The 13,344-nt window shown below is 68.2% G+C and carries 13 protein-coding genes; 9 read left to right on the top strand and 4 right to left on the bottom strand.

All coding sequences use genetic code 11. The annotated features are described in order from the left end of the window. Positions 1-3: 3 nt before the first annotated feature. The 3 genes from ACVOKU_RS16310 to ACVOKU_RS16300 are packed head-to-tail and all read left to right on the top strand — an operon-like array spanning position 4 to position 1,819. The gene (locus tag ACVOKU_RS16310) at positions 4-363 is read left to right on the top strand and encodes a VOC family protein (RefSeq protein ID WP_074900255.1); all 360 of its coding nucleotides are present in this window, start codon (positions 4-6) and stop codon (positions 361-363) included. A gap of 32 nt (positions 364-395) precedes the next feature. Further along, on the top strand, positions 396-1,166 hold the full coding sequence (truA, locus tag ACVOKU_RS16305; RefSeq protein WP_481560388.1) for a tRNA pseudouridine(38-40) synthase TruA: 771 nt from the start codon (positions 396-398) through the stop codon (positions 1,164-1,166). Then, on the top strand, positions 1,163-1,819 hold the full coding sequence (locus tag ACVOKU_RS16300) for a phosphoribosylanthranilate isomerase (RefSeq protein WP_263175201.1): 657 nt from the start codon (positions 1,163-1,165) through the stop codon (positions 1,817-1,819). Before truA ends, ACVOKU_RS16300 begins: the two co-directional genes overlap by 4 nt. Before the next feature lie 34 nt (positions 1,820-1,853). On the opposite strand, the gene ACVOKU_RS16295 is transcribed toward ACVOKU_RS16300, so the two are convergent. Next, the gene (locus ACVOKU_RS16295) at positions 1,854-2,741 is read right to left on the bottom strand and encodes a LysR family transcriptional regulator (RefSeq protein WP_481560387.1); all 888 of its coding nucleotides are present in this window, start codon (positions 2,739-2,741) and stop codon (positions 1,854-1,856) included. 96 nt (positions 2,742-2,837) lie between these two features. Between ACVOKU_RS16295 and trpB the strand changes: the two genes are divergently transcribed. From trpB to glmM, 5 genes are all read left to right on the top strand, one after another. Further along, positions 2,838-4,055, top strand: coding sequence for a tryptophan synthase subunit beta (gene trpB, locus ACVOKU_RS16290; RefSeq protein ID WP_053520073.1), 1,218 nt, complete (start codon positions 2,838-2,840; stop codon positions 4,053-4,055). Then, positions 4,052-4,741, top strand: coding sequence for a hypothetical protein (locus tag ACVOKU_RS16285; RefSeq protein WP_481560386.1), 690 nt, complete (start codon positions 4,052-4,054; stop codon positions 4,739-4,741). Before trpB ends, ACVOKU_RS16285 begins: the two co-directional genes overlap by 4 nt. A gap of 1 nt (position 4,742) precedes the next feature. Next, the gene (trpA, locus tag ACVOKU_RS16280; protein ID WP_481560385.1) at positions 4,743-5,552 is read left to right on the top strand and encodes a tryptophan synthase subunit alpha; all 810 of its coding nucleotides are present in this window, start codon (positions 4,743-4,745) and stop codon (positions 5,550-5,552) included. 205 nt (positions 5,553-5,757) lie between these two features. Then, positions 5,758-6,633, top strand: a complete 876-nt coding sequence (gene accD / locus ACVOKU_RS16275) for an acetyl-CoA carboxylase, carboxyltransferase subunit beta (RefSeq protein ID WP_053520076.1) — start codon at positions 5,758-5,760, stop codon at positions 6,631-6,633. Next, positions 6,633-7,997: a phosphoglucosamine mutase gene (glmM, locus tag ACVOKU_RS16270; protein WP_111186387.1), complete on the top strand. Its 1,365-nt coding sequence runs from the start codon at positions 6,633-6,635 to the stop codon at positions 7,995-7,997. Before accD ends, glmM begins: the two co-directional genes overlap by 1 nt. 85 nt (positions 7,998-8,082) lie before the next feature. Here the strand turns inward: glmM and ACVOKU_RS16265 are convergent, their stop codons facing one another. Genes ACVOKU_RS16265 through ACVOKU_RS16255 form a run of 3 tightly spaced genes read right to left on the bottom strand, consistent with a single transcriptional unit; the run spans position 8,083 to position 11,981 of the window. Further along, entirely contained in the window at positions 8,083-8,940 is an 858-nt protein-coding gene (locus ACVOKU_RS16265) for a polysaccharide deacetylase family protein (protein WP_128988887.1), read from the bottom strand. Further along, positions 8,933-10,078, bottom strand: a complete 1,146-nt coding sequence (locus ACVOKU_RS16260; RefSeq protein ID WP_074899421.1) for a glycosyltransferase family 4 protein — start codon at positions 10,076-10,078, stop codon at positions 8,933-8,935. The genes ACVOKU_RS16265 and ACVOKU_RS16260 overlap by 8 nt, the downstream gene beginning before the upstream one ends. A 19-nt stretch (positions 10,079-10,097) precedes the next feature. Further along, entirely contained in the window at positions 10,098-11,981 is a 1,884-nt protein-coding gene (locus ACVOKU_RS16255) for a DUF3413 domain-containing protein (RefSeq protein WP_481560384.1), read from the bottom strand. Between the two features lie 148 nt (positions 11,982-12,129). On the opposite strand from ACVOKU_RS16255, the gene ACVOKU_RS16250 reads away from it, so the two are divergent. Further along, on the top strand, positions 12,130-13,107 hold the full coding sequence (locus ACVOKU_RS16250) for an isopenicillin N synthase family dioxygenase (RefSeq protein WP_111186385.1): 978 nt from the start codon (positions 12,130-12,132) through the stop codon (positions 13,105-13,107). Positions 13,108-13,344: the final 237 nt, after the last annotated feature.

Here is a 13,344-nt window from a genome sequence, read left to right as displayed (position 1 = left end):
GCCATGACCCGCGAGCGTCGCATCGACTATGTTGAGTTCGCATCCCGCGACCCGGCCGCCAGCCGTGCCTTCTTCGAGAAGGTGTTCGGCTGGTCGTTCGTCGATTACGGCAGCGACTACACCGCCTTCGACGATGGTCGCCTGCAGGGGGGCTTCTTCCGCGGCCAGCCGCAACGCGCCACCGAAGGCGCCCCACTGCTGGTGCTGTACGCCGATCAGCTGGCTCCGGCCGAAATGGCCGTGCGCCAGGCGGGTGGCGAGGTGGTGCGGCCGGTGTTCTCCTTCCCGGGCGGCAGCCGCTTCCAGTTCGTCGAACCCGGTGGCAATGAACTGGCGGTCTGGTCGGAACGCGATCCGGCCTGAGCGTCGTCCACTCCGCAACATCGAGGTAGCACATGCGTTATGCGCTTGGCGTCGAGTACGACGGCAGCGATTTCAGAGGCTGGCAGAACCTGGGAGAGGGCGGTCCCAGCGTCCAGGCCAGTCTTGAGCAGGCCCTGTCTTCGGTGGCCGACGCGCGGCTGCAGGTGGTCTGCGCTGGCCGAACCGACGCCGGCGTGCACGGCCAGTGCCAGGTCGTGCATTTCGATACCGACGTAGTACGCGACCCGCGCGCCTGGATGCTGGGTACCACCACCCGCCTGCCGCGCTCGATCGCGGTGCGCTGGTGCGTACCGGTGGCGGAGGATTTCCATGCGCGGTTCTCAGCGCGGGCGCGCCGCTACCGTTACCGGCTGCTCAACCGCGAAGTACGGCCGGCGCTGGACCGGCAGACGCTGAGCTGGGAGCGTCGCGCACTGGACGCGACGTTGATGCACACGGCCGGGCAGGCGCTGCTGGGTGAGAACGACTTCAGCGCGTTCCGCTCGGTCCAGTGCCAGGCCCTGCATGCGCGGCGCGAGCTGCAGTCACTGCAGGTCAGCCGCCACGGCGAGGTGATCGAGGTCGCGGTACAAGGCAATGCATTCCTTCATCACATGGTTCGCAATATCGTCGGTTCGCTGATCCTGGTCGGCAGTGGCGAGAAACCGGTGGAGTGGATCGCCGAGCTGCTGGCCGGACGGGATCGCACCGTAGCCGGTCCCACTGCACCGCCGCAGGGCCTGGTGTTTCTTGGACCGCTGTACCCCGACAACTGGCATCTGCCCGCCGAGGTCACGCTATGAGCCGCTCCTACTACCGTACACGCATCAAGTTCTGTGGAATGACCCGTGCCGGCGACGTGCGCCTGGCCGGCGAGCTCGGCGTGGATGCGGTGGGTTTCATCTTCGCCCGCGAGAGCAGCCGCCGGGTTGCGCCCGCCGAAGCGCGTGCGATGCGCCAGGCGATCGCACCGATGGTCGACGTGGTGGCGCTGTTCCGCAACAACAGCAAGGAAGAGGTGCGCGAAGTGCTGCGCACCGTGCGGCCCACCCTGCTGCAGTTCCATGGCGAGGAGGACGAGAGCTTCTGCCGCAGCTTCAACATGCCTTACCTGAAGGCGGTCGCGATGGGGGGACGTGAGGAAGTCAACGCGCGTACCCTGCAACTGCGCTATCCGAGCGCGGCCGGCTTCCTGTTCGACAGCCACGCACCGGGTGGCGGTGGCGGTACCGGCGTTGCATTCGACTGGACCCGCATCCCGACCGGGCTGCATCGGCCATTCCTGCTGGCCGGCGGTCTGACCCCGGACAATGTGTACGACGCGGTGCTGGCGACCCTGCCGTGGGGCGTCGACGTCTCCAGCGGCATTGAACTGGAGCCGGGCATCAAGGACGGCTACAAAATGCGCACCTTCGTCGAGGAAGTGCGCCGCGCCGACTGCACCGTGCTGGAGTAGGACCAGAAGGCGCCGCCGCTGCGGCGGCGTCACGTTACCTCAGCTGGGCCGCGACCCAGTCCGCCAGGGCATCGACGCGTGCGTCGGCCTGGCCTTCCGGCCGGGCCAGGACCCAGAAGCCGCCCGTGGCGGAGAAACCCCACGGGGCCAGCAGCCGGCCTGCCGCGAGATCCTCGGCGACCAGCGGCTCCGGCGCGATCGCTGGCCCCAGCCCGGCCACCGCCGCTTCCAGCAGGTAGTAAAGGTGTTCGAAACCCGTGCCCAGCCGCAGCCGGGCGGGGTCGAGATCGTGCGCCTGCGCCCACGTCGGCCACGCCTGTGGCCGTGAGCTGGTGTGCAGCAGCGTCTCCTGCAGCAGTGCCGAGGGCGGCACATGGCGCAGGCGCTGCGCCGCCGGATGTGACGGTGCCACCACCACGCCCACCCGCTCGGGCGCCAGCTCGCGCACCTGCCAGCCGCGTGGCCACGGCCCCTGCGCCAGCAGCAGGACCGCATCCAGTGCCGCCTGCGCCTCGGTGAAGCTGCCGTCCAGTGCCGACCACTGCAGGCGCACACCGGGCAGTGCGGCCTGCAGGGCGGGGAGGCGAGGAATCATCCAGCGCGCCAGCACGCTGCCGCTGCAGCCCAGTACCAGCGCTGGCGACGCCGCGGGCCGCCGCAGCTCGCGCACGCAGTCTTCGATGCCGGCGAAGGCTTCGCTGCAGGCCGCCTGCAACAGCGTTCCCGATGCGGTCAGGCGCAGGCCACGCCCGGCACGCTGGAACAGGTCCAGGCCGAGATGATCCTCCAGCAGCTTGAGCTGCCGGCTGACCGCACCATGGGTGACATGCAGGTCCTGCGCGGCGCGGCCCACACCGCCGAGACGGGCGGTGGCCTCGAACGCGCGCAGCGCATTGAGTGGCGGCAACAGGGATCGGCTCATGTGAGATTTCCTGACGATATGTGCCAGATAATATCCATTTTCCGGTCATGACCCGTGCGCTAGAGTATCCACCTGTCTGAACCACCGGTCCCCGCCATGTCTGCCTCCCCCATTGCCGACTACCACGCCTTCCCGGATGCCCAGGGCCACTTCGGCCGCTATGGCGGCAGCTTTGTCGCCGAAACCCTGGTCGGTCCGCTGCAGGAGCTGGCCCAGGCCTATGACCAGGCCCGCCAGGACCCCGCGTTCCAGGCGGCCTACGACCGCGATCTGGCTCATTACGTGGGCCGGCCAAGCCCGATCTATCACGCCCAGCGCCTGAGCGACCACGTGGGCGGCGCACAGATCCTGCTCAAGCGTGAGGACCTGAACCACACCGGCGCGCACAAGATCAACAACACCATCGGCCAGGCGCTGCTGGCGGCGCGGATGGGCAAGACGCGCATCATCGCCGAGACCGGCGCCGGCCAGCATGGCGTCGCCAGCGCCACCGTTGCCGCACGCCTGGGCCTGGAGTGCGTGGTGTACATGGGCGCCACCGACATCGAGCGGCAGAAGATCAACGTCTACCGGATGAAGCTGCTCGGCGCGACGGTGGTGCCGGTCACCTCCGGTTCGGCGACCCTGAAGGATGCGCTCAATGAAGCGATGCGCGACTGGGTGACCAACGTGCAGGACACCTTCTACATCATCGGTACCGTGGCCGGCCCGGACCCGTATCCGCGCATGGTGCGCGATTTCAATGCCATCGTCGGCCGCGAAGCACGCGAACAGATGCTGGCCGAGTATGGGCGGCTGCCGGATGCGATCACGGCGTGCGTGGGCGGTGGCAGCAACGCGATCGGCCTGTTCCATGCCTTCCTCAACGACCGCCAGGTCGAGATCGTCGGCGCCGAAGCGGCCGGTGACGGTATCAACACAGGCCGCCATGCCGCCTCGATCGCGGCAGGGCGTCCGGGCGTGCTGCATGGCAACCGCACCTACGTGCTGTGCGACGACGACGGCCAGATCATCGAGACCCACTCGGTGTCGGCCGGCCTGGACTATCCGGGGGTCGGCCCGGAGCACGCGTTCCTGGCCGACAGCGGGCGCGCGCGCTATCTCGGCATCACCGACGAAGAAGCGCTGCAGGCTTTCCATCTGCTGGCACACACCGAGGGCATCCTGCCGGCGCTGGAGTCCAGCCACGCGCTGGCGCAGGCGATCAAGCTGGCGCGCGAGCGTCCGCGCGACCAGATCGTGCTGTGCAATCTGTCCGGGCGTGGCGACAAGGACGTGCATACCATCGCCGCACGCGAAGGGCTGGTGCTGTGAGTCCCATGCTGCGCCATGGTGGCGCGCTGGCACTGGCAGTGGGGCTGGGCGGCTGCACGCCGCCCGATCCGCCGGTGCTGGCGCCCGCGGCGACGTCTCCGGCGGCCATCGCCCCGGCCCGCCAGGTAGCCAGCAATGACGACGATGCCGCCCATCACCCGATCGAGGATGCACCGTTGCCTGCAGCAGGGGAGGTCGCAGATGACGGGGCCGCGCCGACGGTGGCTTCGGTCGCGCTCGACCATGCCGGCGAGGTGCTGATCGGCCAGCCTTTCAGCGAACTGCAGGCCGAGGCGCAGTGGCACTCGGCGGGCCTCGCCGAGGCGACGGCCGGGCGCTGCGACTATTACGAGCGCGGCACGCTGCCCGAGGGCGTGGCGATGCTGGTGCAGGACGGCAGCGTGGTGCGTTTCGACCTGGCTCCGATCGACGATTCGGGCCTGGTGGTGACCCAGCCCGGGCCGTTCGGACTGCGCCTGGACATGCCGCGTGCGCAGGTGCTGCAGCAGATGCCGCAGGGCGTCATCGCCGCTGCCCTGGGCGTTGATGCCGACGCCGGCGAATCCCTGCTCTGGCAGGACCCCGGTTCCGATCTGGCGATCCGCGTGGAGATCGTGGATGGCACCGTATCCAGAATGCATTGGGGCGCCAGCGGCGCCGTTGACCTGATCGAAGGATGTACCTGACATGTCCGTATCCCGACTCGACGCCTGTTTCCAGCGCCTGCGCGAACAGCAGCGCAAGGCACTGATTCCCTTCGTCACCGCTGGCGATCCTCTGCTGGAAGCAACCGTGCCGGTCATGCATGCACTGGTTGAGGCGGGCGCCGATGTGATCGAACTGGGGGTGCCGTTCTCCGATCCGATGGCCGACGGCCCGACCATCCAGCGCAGTTCCGAACGTGCGCTGGCGCGCGGTGCAGGCAGCCGTTACGTCCTGCAGGCGGTAGCGCAGTTCCGCCAGCGCGATGCGCAGACGCCGGTGGTGCTGATGGGCTATCTCAATCCTGTGGAGATCCATGGCTACGCGGCATTTGCCAAGGCCGCGGTGACCGCCGGCGTGGATGGCGTGCTGCTGGTCGACCTGCCGCCGGAGGAAGCCGGCGAGGCCCAGCAGGCCTTTGATGCGGAAGGCCTGGCCCTGGTCCTGCTTGCCTCCCCGACCACCAGCCCGGCACGCGCGGACAAACTGCTCGCGCTGGCGCGGGGCTACCTGTACTACGTCAGTTTTGCCGGTGTCACCGGTGCGTCCGACCGCCTCGACAGCGAGGCCGCCAGCGTGCGCCTGCAGGCGCTGCGCGAACGGGCCACGGTCCCGGTGGTGGCCGGCTTCGGCATCCGCGATGCCGCCAGTGCGGCAGCCATGGCGCGCGAGGCGGACGGTGTGGTGGTGGGCAGCGCCCTGGTCGCGGCATTGGCCGAAGCGACCTCGGCCGAAGAGGCGGCCCAGCGGGCGCTCGCATTCCTGGCGCCCCTGCGCCAGGCCCTGGACGCCTGACGGCAGCGCCCGGCCATGCCCGGCGGTGCGCGCTACGGGGTATCCGCCGGGCGTGGCCCGGCGCTGCCTGCGCTAAACGTACGTCCCAGCATGGTTTTTCCGCCGCCGCCCACAGGCCGGCAAGGGGTGCACGGGCGGGGAAAGCGGAGCTAGACTGTCCGCCTTTGCGGCCCCCGGGCCGCCCTGAACGGAAGTGTCCTCCCGCATGAGTTGGCTCAGCAAGTTGATGCCGTCCGGCATCCGCACCGACAACACCCCCAGCAAGAAGCGCAGCGTCCCCGAGGGCCTGTGGGAAAAGTGCAGCAACTGCGGCAGCGCGCTGTACCGGCCGGAACTGGAAGAGAACCTGGAGGTCTGCCCGAAGTGCGGCCACCACATGGCGATCCGCGCGCGCGCGCGCCTGGCCGCGCTGTTCGATGCGGACAGCACCACCGAGATCGGCGCGCGCCTGGGGCCGACCGACCTGCTGAAGTTCAAGGACCAGAAGAAGTACAGCGAGCGCATCAAGATCGCGCAGAAGAACACCGGCGAGTACGACGCGCTGATCGCCATGCGCGGCCTGCTCAAGGGCCGTCCGCTGGTCGCATCCTCGTTCGATTTCGCCTTCATGGGCGGTTCGATGGGTTCGGTGGTCGGCGAGCGCTTCTCGCTGGCGGCCGAGGCTGCCGTGGAGATCGGTGCGCCTTACGTCTGCTTCTCCGCCAGTGGCGGCGCGCGCATGCAGGAAGGCCTGTTTTCGCTGATGCAGATGGCCAAGACCTCGGCTGCGCTGGGCAAGCTGCGTGAAGCCGGCCTGCCGTACATCTCGGTGCTGACCCATCCCACCACCGGTGGCGTATCGGCCTCGTTCGCGATGCTGGGTGACATCAACATCGCCGAGCCGCAGGCGCTGATCGGATTCGCCGGCCCGCGCGTGATCGAACAGACCGTGCGCGAAAAACTGCCGGAAGGTTTCCAGCGTTCGGAATTCCTGCTGGAGCATGGTGCCATCGACCAGATCTGCGACCGCCGCGAAATGCGTGACCGCCTGTCCGACCTGCTGGCGATGCTGGGCCGCCAGCCGGCGCCGGAGGTGGCTTGATGGGAGGCCGCAAGTACTTCGGTACTGATGGCATCCGCGGACGTGTCGGTGAGGGAGCGATCTCGGCCGACTTCGTGCTGCGCCTGGGCAATGCGTTGGGCCGCGTGCTGGTGGCCCGGCACGGCCATGACGGGCGCCGCCCGATCGTGGTGATCGGCAAGGACACCCGCATTTCCGGCTACATGTTCGAAGCGGCGCTGGAGGCAGGCCTGGTCGCTGCCGGCACCGACGTGCAGTTGCTGGGCCCGATGCCCACCCCGGCGGTGGCGTTCCTGACCCGCACCTTGGGCGTTGATGCAGGCATCGTCATCAGTGCTTCGCACAATCCGCATTACGACAACGGCATCAAGTTCTTCTCCGCACAGGGCGAGAAACTGGACGACGCCACCGAACTGGCGCTGGAAGCCGCACTGGACGTGCCCTTCACCACGGCCGAATCGGAGCGGCTGGGCAAGGCGTCGCGCGCGCGCGAGGCGGTAGGCCGCTACATCGAGTTCTGCAAGGCCAGCGTGCCGCGTGCGTTCGATCTGCGTGGCGTACGCCTGGTGCTGGACTGCGCGCATGGTGCCACCTACCAGATCGCCCCGCTGCTGTTCCGCGAACTGGGTGCCGAGGTCATCGGCATCGGTGCCGAGCCGAACGGGGTGAACATCAATGCCGGCGTCGGTTCGACCCATATCGACAACCTCGCCGCCAAGGTCCGCGAGACCCGTGCCGATCTCGGCATCGCCTTCGACGGTGACGGTGATCGCGTGCTGATGGCTGACGACCAGGGCAATCCGGTCGACGGCGATGACCTGCTGTACATCCTGGCACGCACCTGGCAGGCGGAAGGTCGCCTGCGTGGGCCGGTGGTCGGCACGCTGATGAGCAACTATGGACTGGAGAAGGCGCTGGCCGACCTGCAGATCCCGTTCCAGCGCAGCAACGTCGGCGACCGCTACGTGCACCAGGCGCTGATCGAAGGTGACGGCGTGCTCGGTGGCGAAGCGTCGGGCCATCTGCTGTGCCTGGACCGGGCCACGACCGGTGACGGCATCGTCAGTGCGCTGCAGGTGCTGCTTGCGCTGCGCAGCAGCGGGCAGACACTGCGGCAGGCGTTGCAGCCGCTGGTGAAGGTCCCGCAGAAGACAGTGAACGTGCGGTTGGGCAATGTCTCGGCCAAGACCACCGTGCAGGCCGAAAGCGTGCAGTCGGCACTGCTGGAGGCGCAGCAGGCCGTGGCCGGCCGTGGGCGCGCATTCCTGCGCCCGTCCGGCACCGAGCCGGTGGTGCGGGTGACGGTCGAGGCCGATGACGCAACACTGATGCAGGACACGCTGGATCGCCTGTCGGCCGCAGTGAAGGCCGCCGCCGCGGCCTGAGCCCGCAGGGGGTTCCGCAACGGACAACGCCCCGGACGACCGGGGCGTTGTCTGTTCAGGGGGCCGCTGCTGGGCCGAGGCGGACTCAGGGGCCCGGTACCATCTTCTTCTGGCGGGCCTTGAAGCCGTTGAACAGCGGCGCGATCAACGGGTTGTAGCTCTGCGCGATGCGCTTGCGCAACCAGCTGGCCGGCCGGTTGCGGATCGCGAAGCGGTAGATGCGTTCGGGATCGCCGCCGATCACGTTGCGGCCGAACGGGTGGGTGGTATGCAGGTAACGGAACCCCTGCTCGCGCGCGACTTCGACATGGTCATCGTCGAAGTCACCGTACGGCCAGCACAATGTGTCCGAAACCGCGCCCAGCTTGTCCTGCAGGACCTGGCGCGAGAGTGCCAGGTCGTTGCTGATGCCGGCCCGGCGCTGCGCGCGGTCCAGGTCGTCGCGGCGCAGCCAGCGTGTATGGGTGTGGGTATGGCAATGCACCTCGAAGGTGCCGGCGTCGATCGCCGCGCGCGCTTCGCTCCAGCGCATCATCACATCGTCGCTGCGCCCCTGCTCGTAGATGGCGGCCTCGCAGCCGCGATGGTCCGGCGTTGCCGGCAGTACCGCGCCGGGCAGGCCTGCATGCGGCCGCACCGGGCCTTCGCCCATCCATCCGGTGACCACGAACACCACCGCGTGCATGCCGTACTTCTGCAGGATCGGATGCGCGTAGACCCAGTTGTCCAGGTAGCCATCGTCGAAGGTGATGACGATCGACCGGCGCGGCACCGGCCTGCCGGCCAGGAAGCCGGCGTACTGCTCCAGTGTCAGTGAGGTCCAGCCACTGTTGGCCAGCCAGGCGATCTGGCTTTCGAAATTCTCCGGCGACACCGTGATCATGCCGGGCGACGGACTGACGTGATGGTGCATCAGCACCGGTACGGTTCGGGCATCAGCCATGTCCCAGCTCCTTCAGCCACTGGCGGTAGTAGTGTTCGGTGGTCTCGCCGTGGCCGGTGGGTGTGAAGCGATGCGCAGCGCGCATCCATTCCCAGCCGGCACGGCCCATCTGCCGGCGCCGTTCCGGATCGTCCACCAGCAGGCGCAGAGCGCCCGCCAAGGCAGCATTGTCGCCCAGCCGGGTGAGGATCGCATTGCTGCCGTCCACGACCATCTCCGGCACGCCACCAACCCGCGTCGCCACGATCGGCACGCCGACGTACGCCGCTTCCAGGAACACGGTGCCGGCGGCTTCCTTGTGCGAGGCGAGGGCGAAGATATCGAAGCCGGCCATCAGCCGGCAGGCGCCATCGCGGTAGCCGAGCAGGTGGACCTGCGACTGCAGGCCGTGCTCGGCGCACATCGCCTGCAGGCGCTCCATCACCGGCTGCCCGTCGCCGATCACCACCAGGTGCAGGTTCGGATTGGCCTTGCACAGCGGCACCATTGCCTGCAGCAGATCGGCATGGCCCTTGGGCTCGCGCAGCACCGCCACGCAGCCGACCACGATGTCCTGTTCACTGAAGCCGAGCTCGGCACGGACTTCGGCACGCACGTCCTGCAGGCACTGCCACGGATCTTCCTTGCGGATATCGGTCCAGCGCGGTGGAACCGCGATCGGCGGCACGATGCCGATGCGCTCAGCGGGAATGCCACGGTCGGCCAGCAGCTGCTTGACGAAGCTGCTGACGGTCAGCACCCGGTGCGGCAGGCCGGTATAGGTCAGCAGCGAGTTGACCGGACTCATCAGGTGGCGCGAGCGCACCACCAGCGGCGCACCGCCGAGGCGGGCGCCGGCGGCGGCAATCAAGGCGTCGCGACGGCTGGTGGTGTTCACCACGTCATAGCGTTCGCGGCGCACCAGGCGCGAAACCGACCAGATGCCGCGCAGCAGGCGCGCCAGCCCTCCCATGCGCAGCGTATGCACGGTGAAGCCGTCATCGCGCGCCAGCTGCGCCAGCCGTGCCTCGGGCTGGCACAGCAGCGAGACGTCGTGGCCGCGCGCGCGCATGGCCTGCATGTGGCGGAAGATGTAGATCTCCTGCCCGCCCATTCCCTTGGCGGCTTCGGTGTGCAGGATGCGCAGCGAACGTTTCATGCGGACTCGATCCTTGATATCAACGATTGCGGAAGCGCGTCAGCGCTTCCCAGGCGGAACGGATCGCGGCTGCGTCCGGCGCCTGTTGTGGCAGTGGGCGATAGTGCCGATCCAGCGCGGTGGCATTGCCGAACTTGTCGAACACGTAGAGGGCATCGCCGTGGCGGACGGCGCGCTGCGACCAGCTCTCCACCACCAGGGCACGGAGCCCTTCCGGGGCCGCCAGCAGATCCTGGCCGGTGCTGTAGTCGGCCAGCGGGTTCTCGCAGCCCAGGGCGTGCCGCATCAGCGTGGGCACCCAGTCCTCATGCGAGCTGGTGCGCGCATCACGGCCGGCGGCCTCGCCCGGCCAGTGCAGCACGAACGGCACCTGCAACTGGTAGTCGGAGAAGTTGCCGTTGTGGCCCCAGTAGTTCAGCGCGAGGTCGTTGAACTCCTCTGCGTGATCGCCAGTGACCAGCACGATGGTGTCCTGCTCCAGGCCCTGCGCACGCAGGGTATCGAGCAGCGATCCGACCAGGCTGTCGGCGTAGTGGACGGAGGTGTGATAGCGGTTCAGTTCCGGAGTCGGATCGTGGTCCGGCCCGAACTTGAGGAAGTCGATGTCCGCGGCCATCGGCGTGGCCAGGGGCGGATAGTCGGCCGGCAGGTGGTAGGGCGCGTGGGTGGAGTCGAGGAACACGAAACCGAACCACGGGCGCTGCGCGGCTTGGCTGTTACGGATGTCCTGCTGCAGCGACGCGACGATGGCACGGTCGCGGCCATCGGGCTTCAGCGCCGACGGCCCCTGGTGCAGCTGGTCACGGACATCGGCGAACACGGTGCGGTCGAATTCCGGGCTGTACATCGGCGCGCTGCCGTACAGGTGCAGGTCATAGCCCTGCTGTCCCAGGACCTGGAACAGCTGCGAGCCACGCTGCTCGTCAAGCATGCTTGCCCAGTAGCCACCGGGGAGGCCGTAGAGCAGGCCGAACAGGCCGTAGCGGGTGGCGTTGCCGGTGCTGAAGTGATGCTCGTAAACGCGGGAGGACTGCGCCAATGCCGTGGTGTTCGGCATGATCCGTGGCGTCAGCACATCGTGGCGGAGTGATTCGAGCACCACCATCAGCACGTTCGGCCGCTGGTGGCTCTGGCAGCGCAGCGGATGCAGCGGGTAATGCAGCTGGGCGTGGCGGGGGTCGGGCAGGCCGGCCTGCTGTTGGCTGACCACGCCCAGGCGACGCATGAAGCTCTTGGCGGTGATCGGCTGCGCCCAGGGCAGGTAGTTCCACTGGCTGATCACGTCACGCTCGCCGCGTGCATCGTAATAGGCGGTCGCCACCTGGCCACCTGCCATCAACACGATGACCAGCGTCCATGCCTGCAGGACGTGGCGCCGCCGGGGCAGGGCAGGCAGCAGCTTCCAGCAGGCCCAGGCCAGCAGGGCTTCGGCGGCGAAGATGGCCGATACCAGGGCGATGGCCTGCAGCCAGGTCTTCCAGGACAGTGCGACCTGATCGTGCAGCGCGCCGCCGAACACCATGTTGGCCACCATGGCATTGAGGTGGAAGCGGTACAGCGCGAACACCTTGGCATCGACCAGCAGCAGGCACAGCCACAGGCCCTGCAGCACCACCGCGCCGATGCTCAGAGGGCGCGCGCTGCGGGCCCACAGACCGAGCAGCAGCGGCAGCAGGCCGGCCAGCGCGCCGAACGCCAGCAGGTGGCCGGGCAGGGCAACGGCCAGATACGCCAGGCCGACGGGGCCGCCGGGGTTGTCCCGCAGCGGCACGTTGCCCAGGGTGATGACGGCTGCCAGCACGGCGTTCGCCGCCACGAACAGGGACCACCAGGCCAGCCGGCGCCAGTGCGGGGTGCAACCCGGTCGGGAAGCTGGATCGGCGGCGGGTGGAGCAGAGGGCATCGTCGGTACGTGTTCAGCAGGAGCGGGGCAAGGGGCGGCGCCGTCGCGACCGGGGGATCCGCGCGCGGGTCGCGCATTGTATCGGTTTGTTTCAACGTATCGGTGTCGACCTGCGGGCGATCTGTCACAATGTTCAGGTGGGCCCTGAATGCGGCGGCCCTCCAGACCCAATGACAAGCCAGGAACCGCTGTGAGCCAGATCCCGACCCTCGACATCACCCGTTTTGACAGCGACCGCGAGGCCTTCGTGGCCGAGCTGGGGGCGGCCTATCGCCAATGGGGATTCGCGGGCATCCGCAACCACGGCATTCCGCAGGCCGACATCGACGCGGCCTACGACGTCTTCAAGGCCTTCTTCGCCCTGCCGGAGGAGGTCAAGCGGAAGTACCACGTGGCCGGCGGCGGCGGTGCACGCGGCTATACCCCGTTCGGCGTGGAAACCGCGAAGGGATCCAAGCACTTCGATCTGAAGGAGTTCTGGCATATCGGCCGGGAGATCGGCGACGACTCCAGATACCGCGACGTGATGCCGCCGAACCTGTGGCCGACCGAGGTCGAGGGCTTCCGTGAGCGGGGCTATGGCCTGTACCAGGCGCTGGACAACCTCGGGTCGCGCGTGCTGTCGGCGCTGGCGCTGCACATCGGCCTGCCGGAGGATTTCTTCGCCGACAAGACCAATTTCGGCAACTCGATCCTGCGCCCGATCCATTACCCGCCGATCACCACCGACGACATTCCCAACGTGCGTGCCGGTGCGCATGGCGACATCAACTTCATCACCCTGCTGGTCGGTGCCAGCGCGGCGGGCCTGGAGGTGCAGTCGCACGATGGCAAGTGGGTGCCGTTCACGTCGGATGCGGACACCATCGTGGTCAACATCGGCGACATGCTGCAGCGCCTGACCAATCACGTGTATCCCTCGACCATCCATCGCGTGGTCAATCCCCCGGGCGAGCTGGCCCGCCAGCCGCGCTACTCGGTGCCGTTCTTCCTGCACCCGAACCCGGACTTCCTGATCGACGTGCTGCCGTCCTGCATCACCCCGGAGAACCCGAGCCGGTATCCGGAGCCGATCACCGCCCACGGCTTCCTCGAGGAACGCCTGCGCGAGATCAAGCTGAAGTAATGAAAAGGCCGCCGCGAGGCGGCCTTTTCATTACGGGTAGCGCCGGGCCGTGCCCGGCGAGCGCAGTGGAAGGTGCCCGGCAGGGCGGCACCCTGCACCCGCAGAGGCCAAAGCCAAAGCTAAAGCCAAAGCCAAAGCGGCTCTGGGATGTTCCGTGGGGAGGCGGGGAGGCGTCGGATGGCAGGGACGCCGTAAACCCATCCCTGGGGGCTTGGCCGCGGCATCCATGCCGCGGAC

The organism is Stenotrophomonas sp. STEN147 (assembly GCF_056757995.1).
Note: the sequence above shows the minus strand (reverse complement) of the source record. Positions and strands in the feature narration are given on the sequence as shown.